The 17,204-nt window shown below is 65.5% G+C and carries 19 protein-coding genes; all 19 read left to right on the forward strand.

Annotated elements, in window-relative coordinates:
* The first annotated feature begins 5 nt into the window (after positions 1 to 5).
* The 19 genes from IAI53_RS02845 (at position 6) to IAI53_RS02935 (ending at position 16,957) form a co-directional block, all read left to right on the forward strand.
* Positions 6 to 1,583 (forward strand): methyl-accepting chemotaxis protein, encoded by a 1,578-nt coding sequence (locus tag IAI53_RS02845; RefSeq protein ID WP_225433125.1) that lies wholly within the window; start codon positions 6 to 8, stop codon positions 1,581 to 1,583.
* Positions 1,584 to 1,603: 20 nt separating this feature from the next.
* Positions 1,604 to 3,286: a sigma-54-dependent Fis family transcriptional regulator gene (locus tag IAI53_RS02850; RefSeq protein ID WP_187716633.1), complete on the forward strand. Its 1,683-nt coding sequence runs from the start codon at positions 1,604 to 1,606 to the stop codon at positions 3,284 to 3,286.
* Between the two features lie 401 nt (positions 3,287 to 3,687).
* Positions 3,688 to 4,617: a catechol 2,3-dioxygenase gene (locus IAI53_RS02855; RefSeq protein ID WP_187716634.1), complete on the forward strand. Its 930-nt coding sequence runs from the start codon at positions 3,688 to 3,690 to the stop codon at positions 4,615 to 4,617.
* Positions 4,618 to 4,627: 10 nt separating this feature from the next.
* Positions 4,628 to 4,903 carry a phenol hydroxylase subunit gene (locus IAI53_RS02860; protein ID WP_187716635.1) on the forward strand — a complete coding sequence of 92 codons (276 nt, stop codon included), beginning with the start codon at positions 4,628 to 4,630 and terminating at the stop codon, positions 4,901 to 4,903.
* 72 nt (positions 4,904 to 4,975) lie between these two features.
* Complete coding sequence (locus IAI53_RS02865) at positions 4,976 to 5,968, forward strand: aromatic/alkene monooxygenase hydroxylase subunit beta (protein ID WP_187716636.1); 993 nt, start codon at positions 4,976 to 4,978, stop codon at positions 5,966 to 5,968.
* Between the two features lie 10 nt (positions 5,969 to 5,978).
* Positions 5,979 to 6,248, forward strand: coding sequence for an MmoB/DmpM family protein (locus IAI53_RS02870; protein ID WP_187716637.1), 270 nt, complete (start codon positions 5,979 to 5,981; stop codon positions 6,246 to 6,248).
* A gap of 24 nt (positions 6,249 to 6,272) precedes the next feature.
* On the forward strand, positions 6,273 to 7,790 hold the full coding sequence (locus IAI53_RS02875; protein WP_187716638.1) for a YHS domain-containing protein: 1,518 nt from the start codon (positions 6,273 to 6,275) through the stop codon (positions 7,788 to 7,790).
* Positions 7,791 to 7,852: 62 nt separating this feature from the next.
* Positions 7,853 to 8,209, forward strand: coding sequence for a phenol hydroxylase subunit P4 (locus IAI53_RS02880; protein ID WP_187716639.1), 357 nt, complete (start codon positions 7,853 to 7,855; stop codon positions 8,207 to 8,209).
* Between the two features lie 11 nt (positions 8,210 to 8,220).
* Positions 8,221 to 9,282: an NADH:ubiquinone reductase (Na(+)-transporting) subunit F gene (locus IAI53_RS02885; protein WP_187716640.1), complete on the forward strand. Its 1,062-nt coding sequence runs from the start codon at positions 8,221 to 8,223 to the stop codon at positions 9,280 to 9,282.
* A 227-nt stretch (positions 9,283 to 9,509) separates the two neighbouring features.
* The gene (locus IAI53_RS02890; protein WP_187716641.1) at positions 9,510 to 10,970 is read left to right on the forward strand and encodes a 2-hydroxymuconic semialdehyde dehydrogenase; all 1,461 of its coding nucleotides are present in this window, start codon (positions 9,510 to 9,512) and stop codon (positions 10,968 to 10,970) included.
* A gap of 8 nt (positions 10,971 to 10,978) precedes the next feature.
* Positions 10,979 to 11,776: a 2-oxopent-4-enoate hydratase gene (gene dmpE, locus IAI53_RS02895; RefSeq protein ID WP_187716642.1), complete on the forward strand. Its 798-nt coding sequence runs from the start codon at positions 10,979 to 10,981 to the stop codon at positions 11,774 to 11,776.
* The gene (gene dmpH / locus IAI53_RS02900; RefSeq protein WP_187716643.1) at positions 11,773 to 12,576 is read left to right on the forward strand and encodes a 2-oxo-3-hexenedioate decarboxylase; all 804 of its coding nucleotides are present in this window, start codon (positions 11,773 to 11,775) and stop codon (positions 12,574 to 12,576) included. The genes dmpE and dmpH overlap by 4 nt, the downstream gene beginning before the upstream one ends.
* 25 nt (positions 12,577 to 12,601) lie before the next feature.
* Positions 12,602 to 12,829, forward strand: coding sequence for a tautomerase family protein (locus IAI53_RS02905; RefSeq protein ID WP_187716644.1), 228 nt, complete (start codon positions 12,602 to 12,604; stop codon positions 12,827 to 12,829).
* Entirely contained in the window at positions 12,826 to 13,752 is a 927-nt protein-coding gene (locus tag IAI53_RS02910; RefSeq protein ID WP_187716645.1) for an acetaldehyde dehydrogenase (acetylating), read from the forward strand. The genes IAI53_RS02905 and IAI53_RS02910 overlap by 4 nt, the downstream gene beginning before the upstream one ends.
* On the forward strand, positions 13,752 to 14,801 hold the full coding sequence (gene dmpG / locus IAI53_RS02915) for a 4-hydroxy-2-oxovalerate aldolase (RefSeq protein WP_222948146.1): 1,050 nt from the start codon (positions 13,752 to 13,754) through the stop codon (positions 14,799 to 14,801). Before IAI53_RS02910 ends, dmpG begins: the two co-directional genes overlap by 1 nt.
* 168 nt (positions 14,802 to 14,969) lie before the next feature.
* Entirely contained in the window at positions 14,970 to 15,725 is a 756-nt protein-coding gene (locus IAI53_RS02920; RefSeq protein WP_187716647.1) for an SDR family NAD(P)-dependent oxidoreductase, read from the forward strand.
* Positions 15,726 to 15,735: 10 nt separating this feature from the next.
* Positions 15,736 to 16,170 (forward strand): tautomerase family protein, encoded by a 435-nt coding sequence (locus IAI53_RS02925; protein WP_187716648.1) that lies wholly within the window; start codon positions 15,736 to 15,738, stop codon positions 16,168 to 16,170.
* An 8-nt stretch (positions 16,171 to 16,178) separates the two neighbouring features.
* Complete coding sequence (locus IAI53_RS02930) at positions 16,179 to 16,625, forward strand: GlcG/HbpS family heme-binding protein (RefSeq protein ID WP_187716649.1); 447 nt, start codon at positions 16,179 to 16,181, stop codon at positions 16,623 to 16,625.
* Positions 16,622 to 16,957 (forward strand): 2Fe-2S iron-sulfur cluster-binding protein, encoded by a 336-nt coding sequence (locus IAI53_RS02935; protein WP_187716650.1) that lies wholly within the window; start codon positions 16,622 to 16,624, stop codon positions 16,955 to 16,957. Before IAI53_RS02930 ends, IAI53_RS02935 begins: the two co-directional genes overlap by 4 nt.
* Positions 16,958 to 17,204: the final 247 nt, after the last annotated feature.

Here is a 17,204-nt window from a genome sequence, read left to right on the forward strand (position 1 = left end):
GGAGCATGGCGATGCGCCGGTGGACGAGTGGCAGGCTTGCTGTGCCGCTGGCCGTGGCGACGACTTCCGTGGCTGCCGCGCAGGCAGGTGCCGCAAGCGGGCCCGAGCGATGGGTGTGGGGGACGCTCGCTGTGCTGGTAGCGATACTTGCACTATGGCGGGCCTCCTGCGAGGAGCGGGCGGTCGCCGTCGCCATCGAGCGCATTCGAGCACAACTCGACGACCATGTGCAGGTTGGAGGTGGCGTAACAGCGTCAATTGCGCGGCTCGAAACCGTGCTGGCGGAGAAGGTCGCATGCGCCGAACGGATGAGCATATTGGCACGCGAGCTGACCGTTGCCACCGGCAGCCTCGTGTCGAGTTTTACCGACATCGTCGCCGCGGCTGATCGTCAGTCGCTCCTCGTCGGGCAGGCGACGGACGAGGTAAAGGCGATGGCCGTGCGCGCCCAGGGGACGTCGGCGCAGGCACAGGGCCTCGCCGCGTCATCCGCTGCGGCAAGCGAGCGCGCCGCTGACGGCGGCACGCAAGTGCATTTCATATCGGGAGTGATGCACGAACTCGCGAGCGCGGTAGCGGCGGCGGGCACGGAGTTCGACCACGTGAGGGCGCAGGTGTCGCGCATAGGCGAAATCGTGGCGATCATCCGCGAAATCGCCGGACAGACCAATCTGCTGGCCCTCAACGCCGCGATCGAGGCTGCCCGAGCCGGTGAGCAGGGGCGCGGGTTTGCCGTGGTGGCCGACGAGGTGCGCAAGCTCGCCGAGCGCACCGGCGCGGCTACCTTGAGCGTGGGTGAGATCATCGGCGCGATCGGTGAAGGCATTGATCGGCTGCATCACGGGATTGCGGCAGCCGGTGCGGGCACTCAGGACGGTGTCGCCCGAGCGACCGATGCGACGCGTGTGCTCGACGATGTTGCAGATGCCGCGAAAGAGACGGCAGTGGCGGTGCGGCGGATCGCCGAGACCGCGAGTACCGAGGCGCAAAGCGCGGGACGATTCGTCGAGGACACCGGCGGTATCGCGCAACTTGCCGGCGAACTCGACGAGCGAGTGAACCTTTGCAACGGCGGGCTGCGTGAGCTGATGATGGGCTTGGTAGACCTGAAGTGCCTTGCGAGCACGCTCGACGTGGGACGCGACGCCATGGCCGCGATGCTCGACGCCATCGAGGAGACTCGCGCGCACAACATCCTTGTGCTCAACGCACGCGAGTCGGCGCAGGCGATCCCGCACATGGAGCGCATCGCGGCTCTCGACCTGGAGGTCGATGGGCATCTCGACTGTGTACAGGCCTCCGCGGAAGTCGCGCAAGAGCTTCGGGAGCTAAGGCGTGCGCTTGCGGAATACCGTCGAGCGCGCGACGAACTGCTTGGCGCTGTGCGTGGCGGTACGCTGGAGTCGGTGCGCGAAAGCGGCTCGGCTCGCGTTAGACTGGCTTACCGCGCGCTGAAGGAGGCCTATGCGGCGCTCGCTTCGCGAGCCGCGGCTGCGGCAGCGCAGAAAGGCGCGCGGTCGCCGATCGACAAAGACAAGCAGAACCGGACGCGAGTTGCGGCATTGAACATGCCTCGCCAGTGATCCGGGCGGGAGCGAGACGGATGGCAGGGGATGGACTGATCGAGCGCTTCAACCTGCGCTCGCGCTTGCGTTTCAATATCGACGCAGGGCAGATCTGGCTTGACGAGAGCCGCATGTTGCTGATGCATGCGAAGGCAGTCGGCGCGTTGCGCAGTGAGCTCTTCGACACGCTCGGGCCTCGGCGCGCGCAGGGTCTGCTGCTGCGCATGGGTTTTGCGTCCGGCCAGCAGGATGCCGACCTTGCCGCCAAACTCTATGGAGAGGGTGACAACTACGACGTGTTTCGCATCGGCCCGGAGCTGCACGCCTTCGAGGGTTTGGTGAAGGCGACGATCACCGAGGCGGACATAGACTGGGAAAAGGGGATCTTCATCGGCGAAGTCGACTGGGAGGGGTCCTGGGAGGCAGAGGCGCATACGCAGCGTTTCGGCGTCGGTGACGACACCGCTTGCTGGAGTTTGGTGGGCTACGCGTCGGGCTACGCCACACGCTTCTTCAAGCGTCTGATCGTTTTCCGCGAGACGCATTGCGTGTCGCGCGGCGATGAACGCTGCCACATCGTCGGCAAGCCAGCGGAGGCTTGGGGCGACGATCCATATCTTGCCTACTTCAAGCCGGAGAACATCGACGGCCAGATGCGCGAGATGGAAGAGGAACTCCTGCGTCTGCGCGGGCGTCTGCGCGATGAGCTATGCCCAGGCAAGCTGGTCGGCAATTCGCAGGGCTTCCGCGCTGCGTTCGCCCTGCTTTCCAAGGCGGCGGCCAGCCCCATCAACGTGTTGCTGCTCGGCGAGACAGGGGTCGGAAAGGAGGTTTTTGCGCGTTGGTTGCACGAGAATGGGGACCGACGCGAGCAGCCTTTCGTCGCAGTGAACTGCGGGGCGATTCCGCATGAGTTGATCGAATCGGAACTGTTCGGTGTGCAGAAGGGCGCCTACACTGGTGCGCAGCAGTCGCGCCCAGGGCGCTTCGAGCGCGCCGACGGCGGCACGCTCTTCCTTGACGAGGTCGGCGACCTGTCGCCATCCGCGCAGGTGAAGCTGCTGCGGGTGCTGCAGACCGGAGAACTCGAGCGGCTCGGCGATGAGCGCACGCGGCGGGTGAACGTGCGGCTGGTGGCTGCCACCAACGTGAACCTGCAGAAGGCCATCGCCGAAGGCAGTTTTCGCGCCGACCTCTACTACCGGCTGGCGACCTACCCGGTTGTGATTCCGCCGCTGCGTGAGCGCAAGAGCGACATTCCGCTGCTCGTCGCGGCGCTGATCGAGAAGTGTGCGCCAAGCTACCACAAGACCATCAAGGGACTGACAGATCGGGCGCTGCAGGCGCTGATGTCCTACGACTGGCCGGGCAACGTACGTGAACTCGAAAACCTGATCGAGCGCGGTGTGCTGCTCGCGCCAGCGGACGGACTGATCGAGGTCGAGCACCTGTTCGCGGGCGGTGTGGCAGCGCCGCCCGAGGAGGTGCAGATTGATCGCTCCGGCACTGTGTGCAGCGCAGACGAGACGCGGCGTGAGCGCCTGTGTGAGGCCTTGTTGGACGAAGGTTTCGACCTGCATGCCCACGAGGCCCGCCTGCTCGAGCTTGCCGTACGGCGTGCCGGTGGCAACCTCACGCACGCCGCCCGCCTGCTGGGCATCTCACGTCGCCAACTGGCCTACCGCCTCAAGCAGGGTACGTCCGACACTAGCTCTGACTAGGGCGTACAGGGCGCGCGCACGGTATCCGCTCGGATACCGCGCGAACGATTGTCCAGTATCGCTTTTCCCGTTCCACATCCACCGTTGCGAGGACGCCCCTGCGCTTGACCCGTAGGGCGATCCGCGAAGGGCTGCCTGCGCTCGTTGTTCAGTTGCCCCGGATTGCTGCATTGCAGCTTGACCAATTTGTAAGCCAGACAGGGTCGATGGACCAAAACGTCATCCAGGGGCGTAGTACAAGATGGTGGGGGAAATCATTCAAGTAATTGAAAGTTAAAGAATGTTATGAACTGGCACGGTCTCTGCAATAAGTAAAATTGAATCGAGAAGAAAAAATGTTGATGCGCAGGCTGGACGAGCATCGACGGCGATTCATCCACGAACGTGAGGAGACCAAGACAATGGCCATGACAGGTGTGCTTCGACCGGGTCACGCGCAAGTGCGTGTGCTCAATCTTGAAGAGAGCGTGCGTTTCTATCGCGACGTGCTCGGGCTGGTGGAGACAGGGCGCGATGCGCAGGGGCGTGTGTACTTCAAGTGCTGGGACGAGCGCGATCACAACAGTTACATCATTCGCGAAGCGGATAGCGCCGGGCTCGACTTCTTCGGCTTCAAGGTGCTCGATACCGCAACCCTTGATCGTCTGGAGGCCGACCTTCGCGCCTACGGGCTTGCCACGACCCGCATTCCGGCCGGCGACCTGCTGGAGACGGGCGAGCGTGTGCGCTTCGAGCTGCCCTCCGGTCACCTGATCGAGCTGTACGCCGAGAAGACCGCAGTCGGCAACGGGATTGACGAGGTCAATCCGGCGCCGTGGTCGCAACAGCGCGAGCATGGCATCGCTCCGGTGCGTCTGGACCATGCGCTGCTCTACGGCCCGAACGTGGCGGAAGTGCAGAAGATCTTCGTCGATGTGCTGGGCTTCTACCTCGTCGAGCGCGTGCTGACGCCGGACGGGGAGGGCAACGCGGCGATCTGGTTGTCGTGTTCGCACAAGGTGCACGACATCGCCTTCGCCGAGTATCCCGAGAAGGGCAAGCTGCACCACTGCTCCTTCATGATGGAAACCTGGGAGCAGGTGCTGCGCGCCGGCGACATCATGTCGATGAACAAAGTCGCGGTCGACATCGGCCCCACCCGTCATGGCGTGACCCGCGGCTGCACGATCTACGCCTGGGACCCTTCCGGCAACCGCTTCGAGACCTTCATGGGCGGCTATCAACCCTACCCCGACTACAAGCCGCTGACCTGGACCTTCGACAACTTCGGCCAGGGGCTCGACTACCCGCAGCGCAAGCTGCACGAGACCTTCCTCACGGTTGTGACCTGAGGGTCTCGCCATGGAACTGAGTCCCGCGGCTCCCGCCGGCTTCGATCTTAGCCGCCGCTTTGTCCGCGTCACCGGCACACGTCCGAACGGCTTCGTCGAATTCGAGTTTGCGATCGGCGAGCCCGAGCTCTTCGTCGAGATGATCCTCGGCAAGGAAGCTTTCGAGGAGTTCTGCACGGCGAACGCCGTGACGATGCTGGACCCCGACGGGAGCACGGTCGTGGGTGGTGCCGACGAGGACTGGAACTGGCGTCTCGCCGACGCCACCCGCACCCGTTTCCGCTGATACCCAAGCCGGCCTTGTCGCCGGTTCCCCCGAATCCGCGTGCCGCAATAGCGGCACGCCAGGAGAACTGCCATGCAGATCGACTTACGCACGGTCACCATCGACCCGCAGCGCAACACTTTCGACCACCTTGCCCGGCGCTTCGGCGACAAGCCCGCCTCGCGCTACCAGGAGGGTAGCTACGACATCCAGGCTGCTGAAAACCTGCATTACCGCCCCACCTGGGATCCGGAGCAGGCGCTCTACGACACCTCAATCACCCGCATCGTGCTGCAGGACTGGTACGTCCTCAAGGATCCGCGCCAGTACTACTACAGCACCTACACCCTGGCCCGCGCCCGCCAGCAGGAAACCGCGGAGGCGAACTTCGGCTTCGTCGAATCGCGCGGCCTGGGCGACGCGATGGCGGAAGAGCTGCGCGACGCTGCCCTGCGCGTGTTGGTGCCGCTGCGCCACGCCGCCTGGGGGGCGAACCAGAACAACGCCTTCATCTGCGGCTACGGCTACGGCACCGCCTTCACCCAGCCGTGCATGTACCACGCCATGGACAACCTGGGCATCGCCCAGTACCTCTCGCGCCTCGGCCTGCTGCTGGGTGACACGGAAGCGCTGGATGCGGCGAAGCAGGCATGGACCGAGGACCGCTCCTGGCAACCGCTGCGCCGCTACGTCGAGGACAGCATGGCGCTGCGCGATCCCTTCGAGCTCTTCGTTGCGCAGAACCTCGTGCTTGACGGCCTGCTGTACCCGCTGGTCTATGGCCGCATCGTAGATGACGAGTTGTCGCCGCGTGGCGCCAGTGCGGTGGCGATGCTGACCCAGTTCATGAGCGACTGGTTCGACGAGACGCGCAAGTGGGTCGATTCGGTCGTCAAGACTGCCGCCGCCGAGTCGGACGGCAACCGTGCGGTGCTCGCCGAGTGGATTCACGACTGGCGCGAGCGTGCCGCCGCCGCCCTGCTGCCGATCGTCGAGCTCGCCCTCGGTGCACGGGCGGACGAAGCCGTTGCCGAACAACTCACCGCCTTCGACGCCCGGGTCGCCAAGACCGGCGTCACCCTCTGAGGAGCCCTCGATGTCCACCGTATTCATTGCGCTGCAGGCCAACGAAGACACACGCCCGATCATCGATGCGATCGCGCTCGACAACCCGGGCGCGGTGGTGAACCGCCAGCCGGCGATGGTCAAGATCGACGCGCCCAACCGTCTGGTGATCCGCCGCGAGACGATAGAGGAGCAGGTCGGCCGCGCCTTCGATCTGCAGGAACTGCAGGTCAACCTGATCACGCTGTCGGGCAACGTCGACGAGGACGAAGACGAACTGACCCTGACCTGGCACAGCTAAAAGACAGAACGAGGAGACCGCATCATGGACATGAAGGTGCAGAAGAAGAAGCTTGGCATGAAGGAGCGCTACCGCGCGCTGACCCGCGACCTGGGCTGGGAGCCGAGCTATCGCACGAAGGATGAGCTCTACCCCTACGTGAAGTACGAGGGCATCCGCATCCACGACTGGGAGAAGTGGGAAGACCCCTTCCGCCTGACGATGGACGCGTACTGGAAGTACCAGGCGGAGAAGGAGCGCAAGTTCTACGCGATCATCGACGCACACGCGCAGAACAACGGACATCTCCACATCACCGACGCCCGTTACCTCTCCGCGCTGAAGATCTTCCTGCAGGCGATCAGCCCGGGCGAGTACTGCGCGCACAAGGGTTTTGCCCGCGTGGGCCGCGAGTTTGCCGGGGTCGGCACCCAGGTGGCGTGCCAGATGCAGGCCATCGACGAGATCCGCCACGCGCAGACGCAGATCCACGCGATGTCGAACTACAACCGTTACTACGACGGTTTCCACGCCTTTGCCGATGCGCGTGACCGCATCTGGTACACCTCGGTGGCGCGTTCCTTCTTTGACGATGCGATGTCGGCCGGGCCGTTCGAGTTCATGATCGCCATCGGCTTCAGCTTCGAGTACGTGCTGACCAACCTGCTCTTCGTGCCCTTCATGTCGGGCGCCGCCTACAACGGCGACATGGCCACCGTGACCTTCGGCTTCTCGGCGCAGTCCGACGAGGCCCGCCACATGACCCTGGGTCTGGAGTGCATCAAGTTCATGCTGGAGCAGGACCCGGAAAACCTGCCCATCGTGCAGGCCTGGATCGACAAGTGGTTCTGGCGCGGCTTCCGCGTGCTCGGCCTGGTCAGCACGATGATGGACTACATGCTGCCCAAGCGCGTGATGTCCTGGCGCGAGGCTTTCGAGATCTACGGCATCGAGAACGGCGGCGCGCTGTTCCGCGATCTGGCGCGCTACGGCATCCGCCCGCCAAAGGGCTGGGAAGACGCCGGCAAGGCCATCGACCACATGTCGCACCAGCTCATGCTGGGCCTCTACCAGTGGAGCTTCGGCACCGCCTTCCACAGCTGGATTCCGTCCGACGAGGACATGGACTGGTTGTCGGCGAAGTATCCGACCACCTTCGACAAGTACTACCGCCCGCGCTGGAACCACATCAAGAAGCTCGCGGCCGAGGGCAAGCAGTACAAGAACTTCGGCCTCGCCAAGCTGTGCCAGTGCTGCCAGCTGCCGACCGTGTTCACGGAGCCGGACGACCCCACGCTGATCTGCCACCGCGAGACGGTCTACAAGGGCGAGACCTACCACTTCTGTTCTGATGGCTGCCAAAGCGTGTTCGAGGACGAACCGGAGAAGTACATCCAGGCCTGGCTGCCGATGCCGGCGCTGTTCCGCGAGCAGCAGGGCGACATTGCCGCGTGGATGGACTGGGTCAGCCTGCGCGACGGCTTCGACAACGGCGACTACGACGGCTCGCGCGACCAGAAGCACTTCAAAGAGTGGCGCGAGATCGCTACCTCCAACCGCTAAGTACCAGGCGGGCACGCCGCGCGGGAGCGGCGGCCCGACCTCTTCAATGAGGAGACATGAACATGGCAGTCAAGTCCATCAAGGAATACATTGGCGAGCCGCGCGACAGCGTTGGTCATTTTCACGGCAACCAACTGCTCTTCGTCAGCTGGGACCGTCACCTGCTGTTCGCCGCGCCCTTCCTGCTTTATGTGAATCCTGAAACGCGCTTCGGCGACGTGGTGTCCGGCCCGCTGACCGCGCTGCTGCAGCCCGACCCCGATGCCGCCGCCATCGACTGGAACCGCGTCGAGTGGCTGAAGGCCAACCAACCGTGGACGCCGGATTTCGAGCGCACGCTGGCCGAGAACGGCATCAGCCACAAGGACCAGCTGCGCTTCCGCACCCCCGGCCCCAATAGCCTGCTCAACCCGGCCTGACGGAGGCGGCGATGAGCTACGAGCTGACGATCGAGCCGCTGGGACACACGATCCCCATCGAAGACGGCCAGACCATCCTCGACGCTGCACTGCGTGCCGGCGTCTACCTGCCGCATGCCTGCTGTCACGGTCTGTGCGCGACCTGTAAGATCCAGGTCACCGACGGCGAGATCGAGCATGGCGAGGCATCGAGCTTCGCGCTGATGGATTTCGAGCGTGAGGAAGGCAAGTGCCTGGCGTGCTGCGCCACCGCGCAGGGCGACATCACCATCGAAGCCGACATCGAGGAAGACCCGGACGCCGAAAACCTGCCGGTGCGCGACTTTGACGTCACGGTGAGCCGCATCGAAAACCTGACGCCGACCATCAAGGGCGTGTGGCTGAAGCTGGATGCGGCCGAGGGCATGCGCTTTCAGGCCGGGCAGTATGTGAACCTGGCCTTCCCGGGCGGGATCGGCAGCCGGGCGTTTTCGATTGCCGGCCCGCCGTCGGTCGCCGGCGAGGTGGAGCTCAACATCCGCCTGGTGCCTGGCGGAGAAGCTACCGGCTACGTTCACAACACGCTCAAGGTCGGTGAGCGTCTGCGCCTGAGCGGTCCCTACGGACGCTTCTTCGTGAAGAAATCGGCCAAGGTGCCGGTGATTTTCGTGGGCGGCGGCTCGGGGCTGTCCAGCCCGCGTTCGATGATCCTCGACCTGCTGGAAGAGGGCTTCACACTGCCGATCACGCTGGTTTACGGTCAGCGCACGCGCGAGGAGCTTTACTACCACGACGAGTTTCTCGCGCTCGCCGAGAAGCACTCGAACTTCCGTTATGTGCCGGCGCTCTCGCACGAACCCGCCGAGTCGGACTGGCAGGGCTTCCGTGGCTTTGTGCACGATGCCGCCAAGGCCGCCTTCGACAACGACTTCCGCGGTCACAAGGCTTATTTGTGCGGCCCGCCGCTGATGATCGAGGCCTGCATCACCACCCTGATGCAGGGGCGGCTGTTCGAGCGCGACATCTACACCGAGAAGTTCATCTCCGCGGCCGACGCCCAGCAGGTGCGTAGCCCGCTGTTCAAGGCTATTTGAAGTACCACGGCAGCGTTCGGGCCCGGTGGCCCGGCGCCGCCCTTCGGCTATGTCTATGTCGATACTGAAAAGGTATCGAATCCGCGATAACAAAGTATTAGACGGTATTCCGGTGCTTTCCTAGACTCGTCTTCACCAGCATTGGCGCCGGTCCGCCGGCGTGATCGAAGGAAAGCCCATCGGCGTGGCTCCCAAGCCCGACCGATACAACAACAGGCGAGGAGACCATGCGTCTTATTGAGAATTTCATCGGCGGCGAATACGTCGCCGCGGCCAGCGGGCGGCGCTTCGACAAGCGTTCGCCGCTGGATAACCGGATCATTGCCTCGATCAGCGAGGCGGGCCGGCCGGAAGTGGATGCTGCGGTGCAGGCGGCGCGTGCCGCCTTGCGTGGCGAGTGGGGCGGGCTGACCACCGACCAGCGCGTGGAGCTGCTCTACGGCGTCGCCAACGAGATCACCCGCCGCTTCGAGGACTTCGTCGAAGCGGAGATGGCCGACACCGGCCAGCCCTCGCACGTGATGCGGCATGTGTTCATCCCGCGCGGCGCGGCCAACTTCAAGGTCTTCGCAGACGTGGTCAAGAACGTGCCCACCGAGGCCTTCCAGATGGCCACGCCGGACGGCGCCGGGGCGCTGAACTACGGCATCCGCGTGCCCAAGGGGGTGATCGGCGTGATCTGCCCGTGGAACGCGCCTTTCCTGCTGATGACCTGGAAGCTTGGCCCCGCCCTGGCCTGTGGCAACACCGTGGTGGTGAAGCCTTCCGAAGAAACCCCCAACACCGCCGCGCTGCTGGGCGAGGTGATGAACGCGGTGGGCGTGCCCAAGGGCGTGTACAACGTGGTCAACGGCTTCGGGCCGGACTCCGCGGGCGCCTACCTGACCGAGCATCCGGGTGTGGATGCGATCACCTTCACCGGCGAGACGCGCACCGGCGCGGCGATCATGAAGGCGGCCTCCGACGGCATGCGCGACGTGTCCTTCGAACTCGGCGGCAAGAACGCGGGCATCGTGTTTGCCGATGCCGACTTCGACAAGGCGGTCGACGGCATCTTCCGCTCCGCCTTCCTCAACACCGGGCAGGTCTGCCTGGGCACCGAGCGGGTGTATGTGGAACGGCCGATCTTCGAGCGCTTCGTCGCTGCGCTGAAGGCCAAGGCCGAGGCGGTGAAGTACGGCCGTCCGGAAGATCACGACAGCAACTACGGCCCGCTGATCAGCCAGGAACACAAGCAGAAGGTGCTCTCCTACTACGCCAAGGCGGTGGAAGAGGGCGCCACGCTGGTGACCGGGGGCGGCGTGCCCGACATGCCGGGCGAGCTGGCCGAGGGCGCCTGGGTGCAGCCCACCATCTGGACCGGCCTGCCGGAAACCGCCGCCGTGGTGCGCGAGGAAATTTTCGGCCCGTGCTGCCACATCCGGCCCTTCGATAGCGAGGACGAAGTGGCGAATCTCGCCAACGACACCGACTACGGCCTTTCCACCACGATCTGGACCACCAACCTGGCCCGCGCCCACCGCATGGCGGCGCGCATCGAGGTCGGCATCACCTGGATCAACAGCTGGTTCCTGCGCGACCTGCGCACGGCTTTCGGCGGTTCCAAGCAGTCGGGCATCGGGCGCGAGGGCGGCGTGCATTCGCTCGAGTTCTACACCGAAACCCGCAACATCTGCGTGAAGCTGTGAGGGCGGCCATGGACGACAACAAGATCCGTCAGTACGGCGACGAGCTCTACGACGCCTGGCGCGAGCGCCGCATGCTTGCCCCCCTGCGCGAGCGCGAACCCGAGATCACCATCGAAGACGCCTACCGCATCCAGCAGCGCTTCGTCGCGCGCCGGGTGGAGGCGGGCGAGCGCATCGTCGGCAAGAAGATCGGCGCCACCAGCAAGCCGGTGCAGGACTTCCTCGGTGTGTATCAGCCCGACTTCGGCATGCTCACCTCCGGCATGGTGTACCAGGAAGGCGACACCATCGACCTGGGCACGCTGATCCAGCCCAAGGCCGAGGCGGAACTCGCCTTCGTGCTCAAGGAAGACCTCAAGGGGCCGGGCGTGACCGCGATGGACGTGATCCGCGCCACCGACTACGTGCTGCCCTGCTTCGAGATCGTCGATTCGCGCATCCGCGACTGGCAGATCAAGATCCAGGACACCGTCGCCGACAACGCCTCCTGCGGCGTGTATGTGCTCGGCAAGACCAAGGGCGACCCGCGCGCGCTGGATATCACCCTGGCCGGCATGGTGCTGGAAAAGAACGGCGAGCTGTTCTCCACCGGCGTCGGCGCCGCGGTGCAGGGTTCGCCCGCCAACGCGGTGGCCTGGCTGGCCAATACGCTGGGCGAACTGGGCATTCCGTTCCGCGCCGGCGAGGTGATTCTGTCCGGTTCGCAATCGGCCCTGGTGCCGGTGACGGACGGCGACGAACTGGTGTGCACCGTGGGCGGGCTGGGCAGCTGCCGGGTGAAATTCAGCGGAAGGAGCGCGGCATGAGCATGAACATCACCCTGGGCCGCGAAGACATCGTGCGCCTGGCCGAACGCGTGGAGGGCGCACAGACCCGCGCCTACGCCATCCCCAAGCTCACTGACGAATACCCGGCGATGACCATCGGCGACGGCTACGCGGTGCAAAGCGAACTGCGCCGCCGCTTCATCGCCAGCGGCCACCGCCTGGTGGGCTGGAAGGCCGGTCTGACCTCGAAGGCGAAGATGCAGCAGATGGGGGTGAACGTGCCCTCGATCGGCTTCCTCACCGACCGCATGGCGCGCCCGGAAAACGGTGCGATCTCGACCGGTGATCTGGTGCACCCGCGCGTGGAGTGTGAGGTGGCCTTCGTCACCAAGTTAGCTCTTTCCGGGCCGGGCTGCACCTGCGAGGCCGTGCTCGCCGCCACCGACTATGTGCTGCCGGCGGTGGAGATCATTGATTCGCGCTTTGCCGGCTTCAAGTTCGACCTCGCCAGCGTGATCGCGGACAACGGCTCGTCGGCGCGCTTCGTCGGCGGCGGCCGCGCGCGCCGGCCGGAAGAGCTGGACCTGCGCACCCTGGGCGTGGTCATGGAGAGGAACGGCGAGATCGTTGGCACCGGAGCCTCTGCCGCGGTGCTCGGGCACCCGGCCGATGCGGTGGCGATGCTGGTCAACATCCTCGCCGAGATTGGCGAGACCCTGCCGGCGGGCAGCTTCGTCATGAGCGGCGGCATCACCGAAGCGGTTGCCGTGAAGCCGGGAGACAGCGTCGTCGCGCGCTTCCAGGAACTCGGCAGCGTTTCGATGCGCTTCGTCGAATGACCCTCGGCCCCCACGGAGAGACTACATGCCAATCATCGAAATGCATCTGATGAAGGGGCGCAGCGACGAGCTCAAACGCAACGTCGCCGTCGCGGTTACCGAGGCGGTGACGCGTACGCTCGCGTGCAGCCCTGACACCGTGCGCATCCTCATCACCGAACACGGCGCCGACGAGTTCTTCGTCGCCGGACAGACCATGGCCCAACGCGCCGAGCGCTTGCGTGCGGCCACGCTGCAGGAGCAGGGACAATGAAGAAAATCCGTTGTGCATTGATCGGTTCGGGCAACATCGGCACCGACCTGATTTACAAGATCCAGCGCAGCCCGGTGCTGGAGCCCGTGTGGATGGTGGGGATCGACCCGGAATCCGACGGCCTCAAGCGTGCCCGCGACATGGGCCTGAAGACCACCGCCGAAGGCGTGGATGGACTGCTGCCCCACGTGCTGGACGACAACATCCAGATCGCCTTCGACGCCACCTCGGCCTACGTGCATGCGGAGAACAGCCGCAAGCTCAACGAGCTGGGCGTGATGATGATCGACCTGACGCCGGCGGCCATCGGCCCCCTGTGCGTGCCGCCGGTGAATCTGCGCCAGCACGCCGACCGCGTCGAGATGAACGTCAACATGATCTCCTGTGCCGGCCAGGCGACGATTCCGGTCGTGAATGCGGTGGCCCAGGTGCAGGACGTGGCTTACGCCGAGATCATCGCCTCGCTGTCGTCCAAATCCGTCGGCCCGGGCACCCGCGCCAACCTGGACGAATTCACCTACACCACCTCCAACGCCATCGTGAAGGTGGGCGGGGCGAAGAAGGGCAAGGCGCTGTGCATCATCAACCCGGCCGAGCCGCCGATGATCATGCGCAACACCATCTACTGCCTCACCGAGGAAGCGCCGCACCAGGCAAGGATCATCGAGTCCGTGCTGGCCATGATCAAGGAAGTGCAGAAATACGTGCCCGGCTACAAGCTGGTGAACGGCCCGGTGTTCGACGAAGTGCCGCAGGGCCATCGCGTGGCGGTGTTCATGGAAGTGGCAGGCCTGGGCGACTACCTGCCCACCTACGCCGGCAACCTGGACATCATGACCGCGGCCGCCTGCCGTACCGCCGAGATGTTCGCCGAGGAAATCCTTGCTGGAAAGATCCAGTTGAAAGCCGTGGAGACCGCGTGATGAGTGAGATCGATCTGAAGGGCCGCAAGGTCATCCTGCACGACATGTGCCTGCGCGACGGCATGCACGCCAAGCGCGAGCAGATCAGCGTCGAGCAGATGGTGAAGGTCGCCCGCGGACTGGACGAGGCCGGCGTGCCCTACATGCAGGTGACTCACGGTGCCGGCATGGGCGGCAACTCCCTGCAACACGGCTTTGCGCTGGCGAGCAACGAGGAATACATCTCTGCGGTGGCGGCGGTGATCAAGCGGGCGAAGATCTCGGTGCTGCTGATCCCGGGCCTGGGCACCATGAAGGAACTGCAGTCCGCCTATGAGGCGGGTGCGCGCAGCGTGCATGTGGCCACCCATTGCACCGAGGCCGATACCTCGCCCCAGCACATTGCCTTTGCCCGCAAGCTGGGCATGGATACCACCGGCTTCCTGATGATGGCCCACCTCAACGACCCCGCCGGCATTGCCCAGCAGGGCAAGCTGATGGAGTCCTACGGTGCCCACACCGTGTATGTCACCGACTCCGCGGGCTACATGCTGCCCGCGGACGTCAAGGCGCGCATCGGCGCGCTGCGCGAGGTGCTGAAGCCGGAAACCGAGATCGGCTTCCACGGCCACCACAACATGGGCATGGGCATCGCCAACTCCATCGCCGCCATCGAAGCCGGTGCCAGCCGCATCGACGGTTCCGTGGCCGGCCTGGGGGCCGGTGCCGGCAACACGCCGCTGGAAGTCTTCCTGGCCGTGTGCGACCGCATGGGCATCGAGACCGGGGTGGATCTGTTCAAGCTCATGGATCTGGCCGAAGACGTCATCGTGCCGATGATGGACCACATGGTGCGCGTGGATCGGGATTCCCTGACCCTGGGCTTTGCCGGCGTCTATTCCACCTTCCTGCTGCACGCCAAGCGCGCCGCCGAACGCTTTGGCGTGCCTGCTCGTGACGTGCTGGTGGAACTGGGCCGCAAGAAGATGATTGGCGGTCAGGAAGACATGATCATCGACACCGCCATGACCATGGCCAAGGAGCGCGGTCTGCTCAAGAACGTGGCCTGAGCAGGCTGCTGGCGGTACCCCGGGGCGGCCCTCGATGGCCGGCCCGTTTAGAAAAACGCTGGAGACAAAGACAATGGCACAGAGTGGCGAAAGGCGGCTCGACGACTGCTGCGCGTGGCCCTGCGAGGCAGGCGCGTTCTCCCGATCCACGCTGCCGGGCCGGCGGTCATGAGCGCGGGCGGCGAACTGGCCGTGGTCGTCGGCGCAACCGGTGCCTTCGGCGGTGTCATCGTCGAACGCCTGCGCGCCCGCGGGCTCACTGTGCTGGCAGTGGCGCGCAATGCGGCCTCGCTCGATGCGCTGGCGTCTCGTGACCCCGGCGTGCGCGTCTGCGCCGCGGACATCGCCTCCGACGCTGCGATTGCCCACATTGCGGACGCACTCGACCGGCCGGTGCGCATGGTCGTGCATGGCCCGGGCGTTGCGGTCGTGGGAGGCATCACCCGGGCGCCGACCGCGGACGTGGTCGATGCGGTCAACATCAAGGTCGGTGGTCTGCTGCGGCTGGTGCGAGCGGTAGATGAACGGCTGGTCAGCGGTGCGCGTCTGGTGGCGATTGGCGGTCACTACGGCCTGGAGCCCAGCGCCTACGCCGCCGGCCCCGGCATCGCCAATGCGGCGCTGGTGAATGCGGTGCGTCAGCTCAGCCTGGCGTATGGCGCGCGTGGAATCACCGCACACCTGATCGCCCCCGGTCCCGCCGATACCGAACGGCTCCGCAAGGTAGCCGCAGATCGCGCGGCCTTGCGCGGCATCACCGTGGAGGCCGTGCTCGACGAGATGCGTGCCGAATCGTCCATTGGCGCCTTCACCACGCCGCAGCAGGTGGCCTGGGCGGTTGCGCTGTTGCTCGATGCCGAGGCCGACGCGCTCACCGGCAACACCCTGATGCTCGACGCCGGCCGCCGTCGCGGTCTGCCCTGAGGAGGGGGCTATGCCGGTCGTCCATTTCCATCTTGTCGAAGGGCGCACGAGCGCGGCGCAGGATGCCGAGCTGCTGCGCGCGGCCTCGCAGTTCTATGCCGAGGTGCTGGAGGCGCCGCCCGAGCGCATCCGCGCCTTCATCACCACCTACCCGCCGGGTCGTTGCGCGGTGGGCGGGGAAATTGTTGGCGAGTACGGCGCGCATGCGCCGCTGTTCGAGTGCATCGTGCTGGCAGGCAGGCCGGCGGAACTGCGCCAGCGCCTGCTCACCGGTTTTACCGACTTGCTCGAACGCATCTTGGGCGTGCCGCGTGGGCTGATCCGCGGCTGTTGCCACCAGATAGCCCCGGAAGACTGGGCAATCGGCGGTGTGCAGGCCAGCGTGCTGCGTGCGGCGGAGATCGACGCACGCGCCCAAGTGGCGCGCGTCGGGGGCGGACGGTGAGCGCGGCATTGTCGAAGTCGTCCTTCCGCACCGCGGTGCCCAGCCTCACCTGGCAGGGCGCGAGCTTGGCAGTAGAGGCAGCCCTGCGGCGGGCGGAAGAACTGGGTATCCGCGTCAATGCGGCGGTGGTCGATTGCGGCGGCACCACACTGTCTTTTCTGCGCATGACCGGCGCCTTTGCGGCTTCGGCCGACATTGCCGTCGACAAGGCCTGGAATGCCGCGACCTTCGGTTTTGCCACAGACCAATGGATGCAGCTGATCGGCGACAGCGAGCGCCTACGCCTTGGTTTGGCGATGCGTCCGCGCGTCTCGGTGATCGGCGGGGGGCTGCCGATTGTGCTCGATGGCGAGCGTGTCGGCGGCATCGGTGTCTCCGGCGGCACGGAGGCGGAAGACATCGACTGCGCACGTGCGGCGCTCGCCGCGCTGGGCGCTGCGGAGGTCACGGTATGAAGCACTACGTCCTGATTGAAGACACCGGTGAGCGGTACCCCTGTGCGGATTCGGAGTCCGTGCTCGAAGGCATGGCACGTCTCGGCCGCCACGGCATCCCGCTCGGCTGCCGTGGTGGCGGCTGCGGGGTATGCAAGGTGCGCGTGCTGAGCGGCGACTATGAAAGCCGCGTCATGAGCCGCCAGCACGTGTCGGCCGAAGAGGCCGCTTCCGGCTGCGTGCTGGCCTGCCGCATCCTGCCGCAGAGCGATTTGCATCTTCAGGTGATAGGCAAACTGCGCAAAGCGGTGTGCCGCGAGATTGGCGCCGCGGCGCCCGTGAACCAGCCCTAAGCATTGTCGATGCGCCCCGCTGCCAGAGCGGGCAGCGATCCGAGATCACCTCCAGATGAAGCTGCTCGTGCCTTCACCGGCGTGGTCGCGCGGTACGGCGCGCGTGGGCGAGATTGCGCGCGTCGCAGGAGAACGCCGTGCGCCGTGCTATGTTCTTCGCGGCGGTCATGCCGGCTTCCCCGGGACACGAAAGGGAGGCGGGTGACACTTTCGGCGCAGACCGTGACATCCATGACCTTGAGATCGG

This window comes from Thauera sedimentorum (assembly GCF_014489115.1).
In the GTDB taxonomy this organism is placed as follows: Bacteria; Pseudomonadota; Gammaproteobacteria; order Burkholderiales; family Rhodocyclaceae; genus Pseudothauera; species Pseudothauera sedimentorum.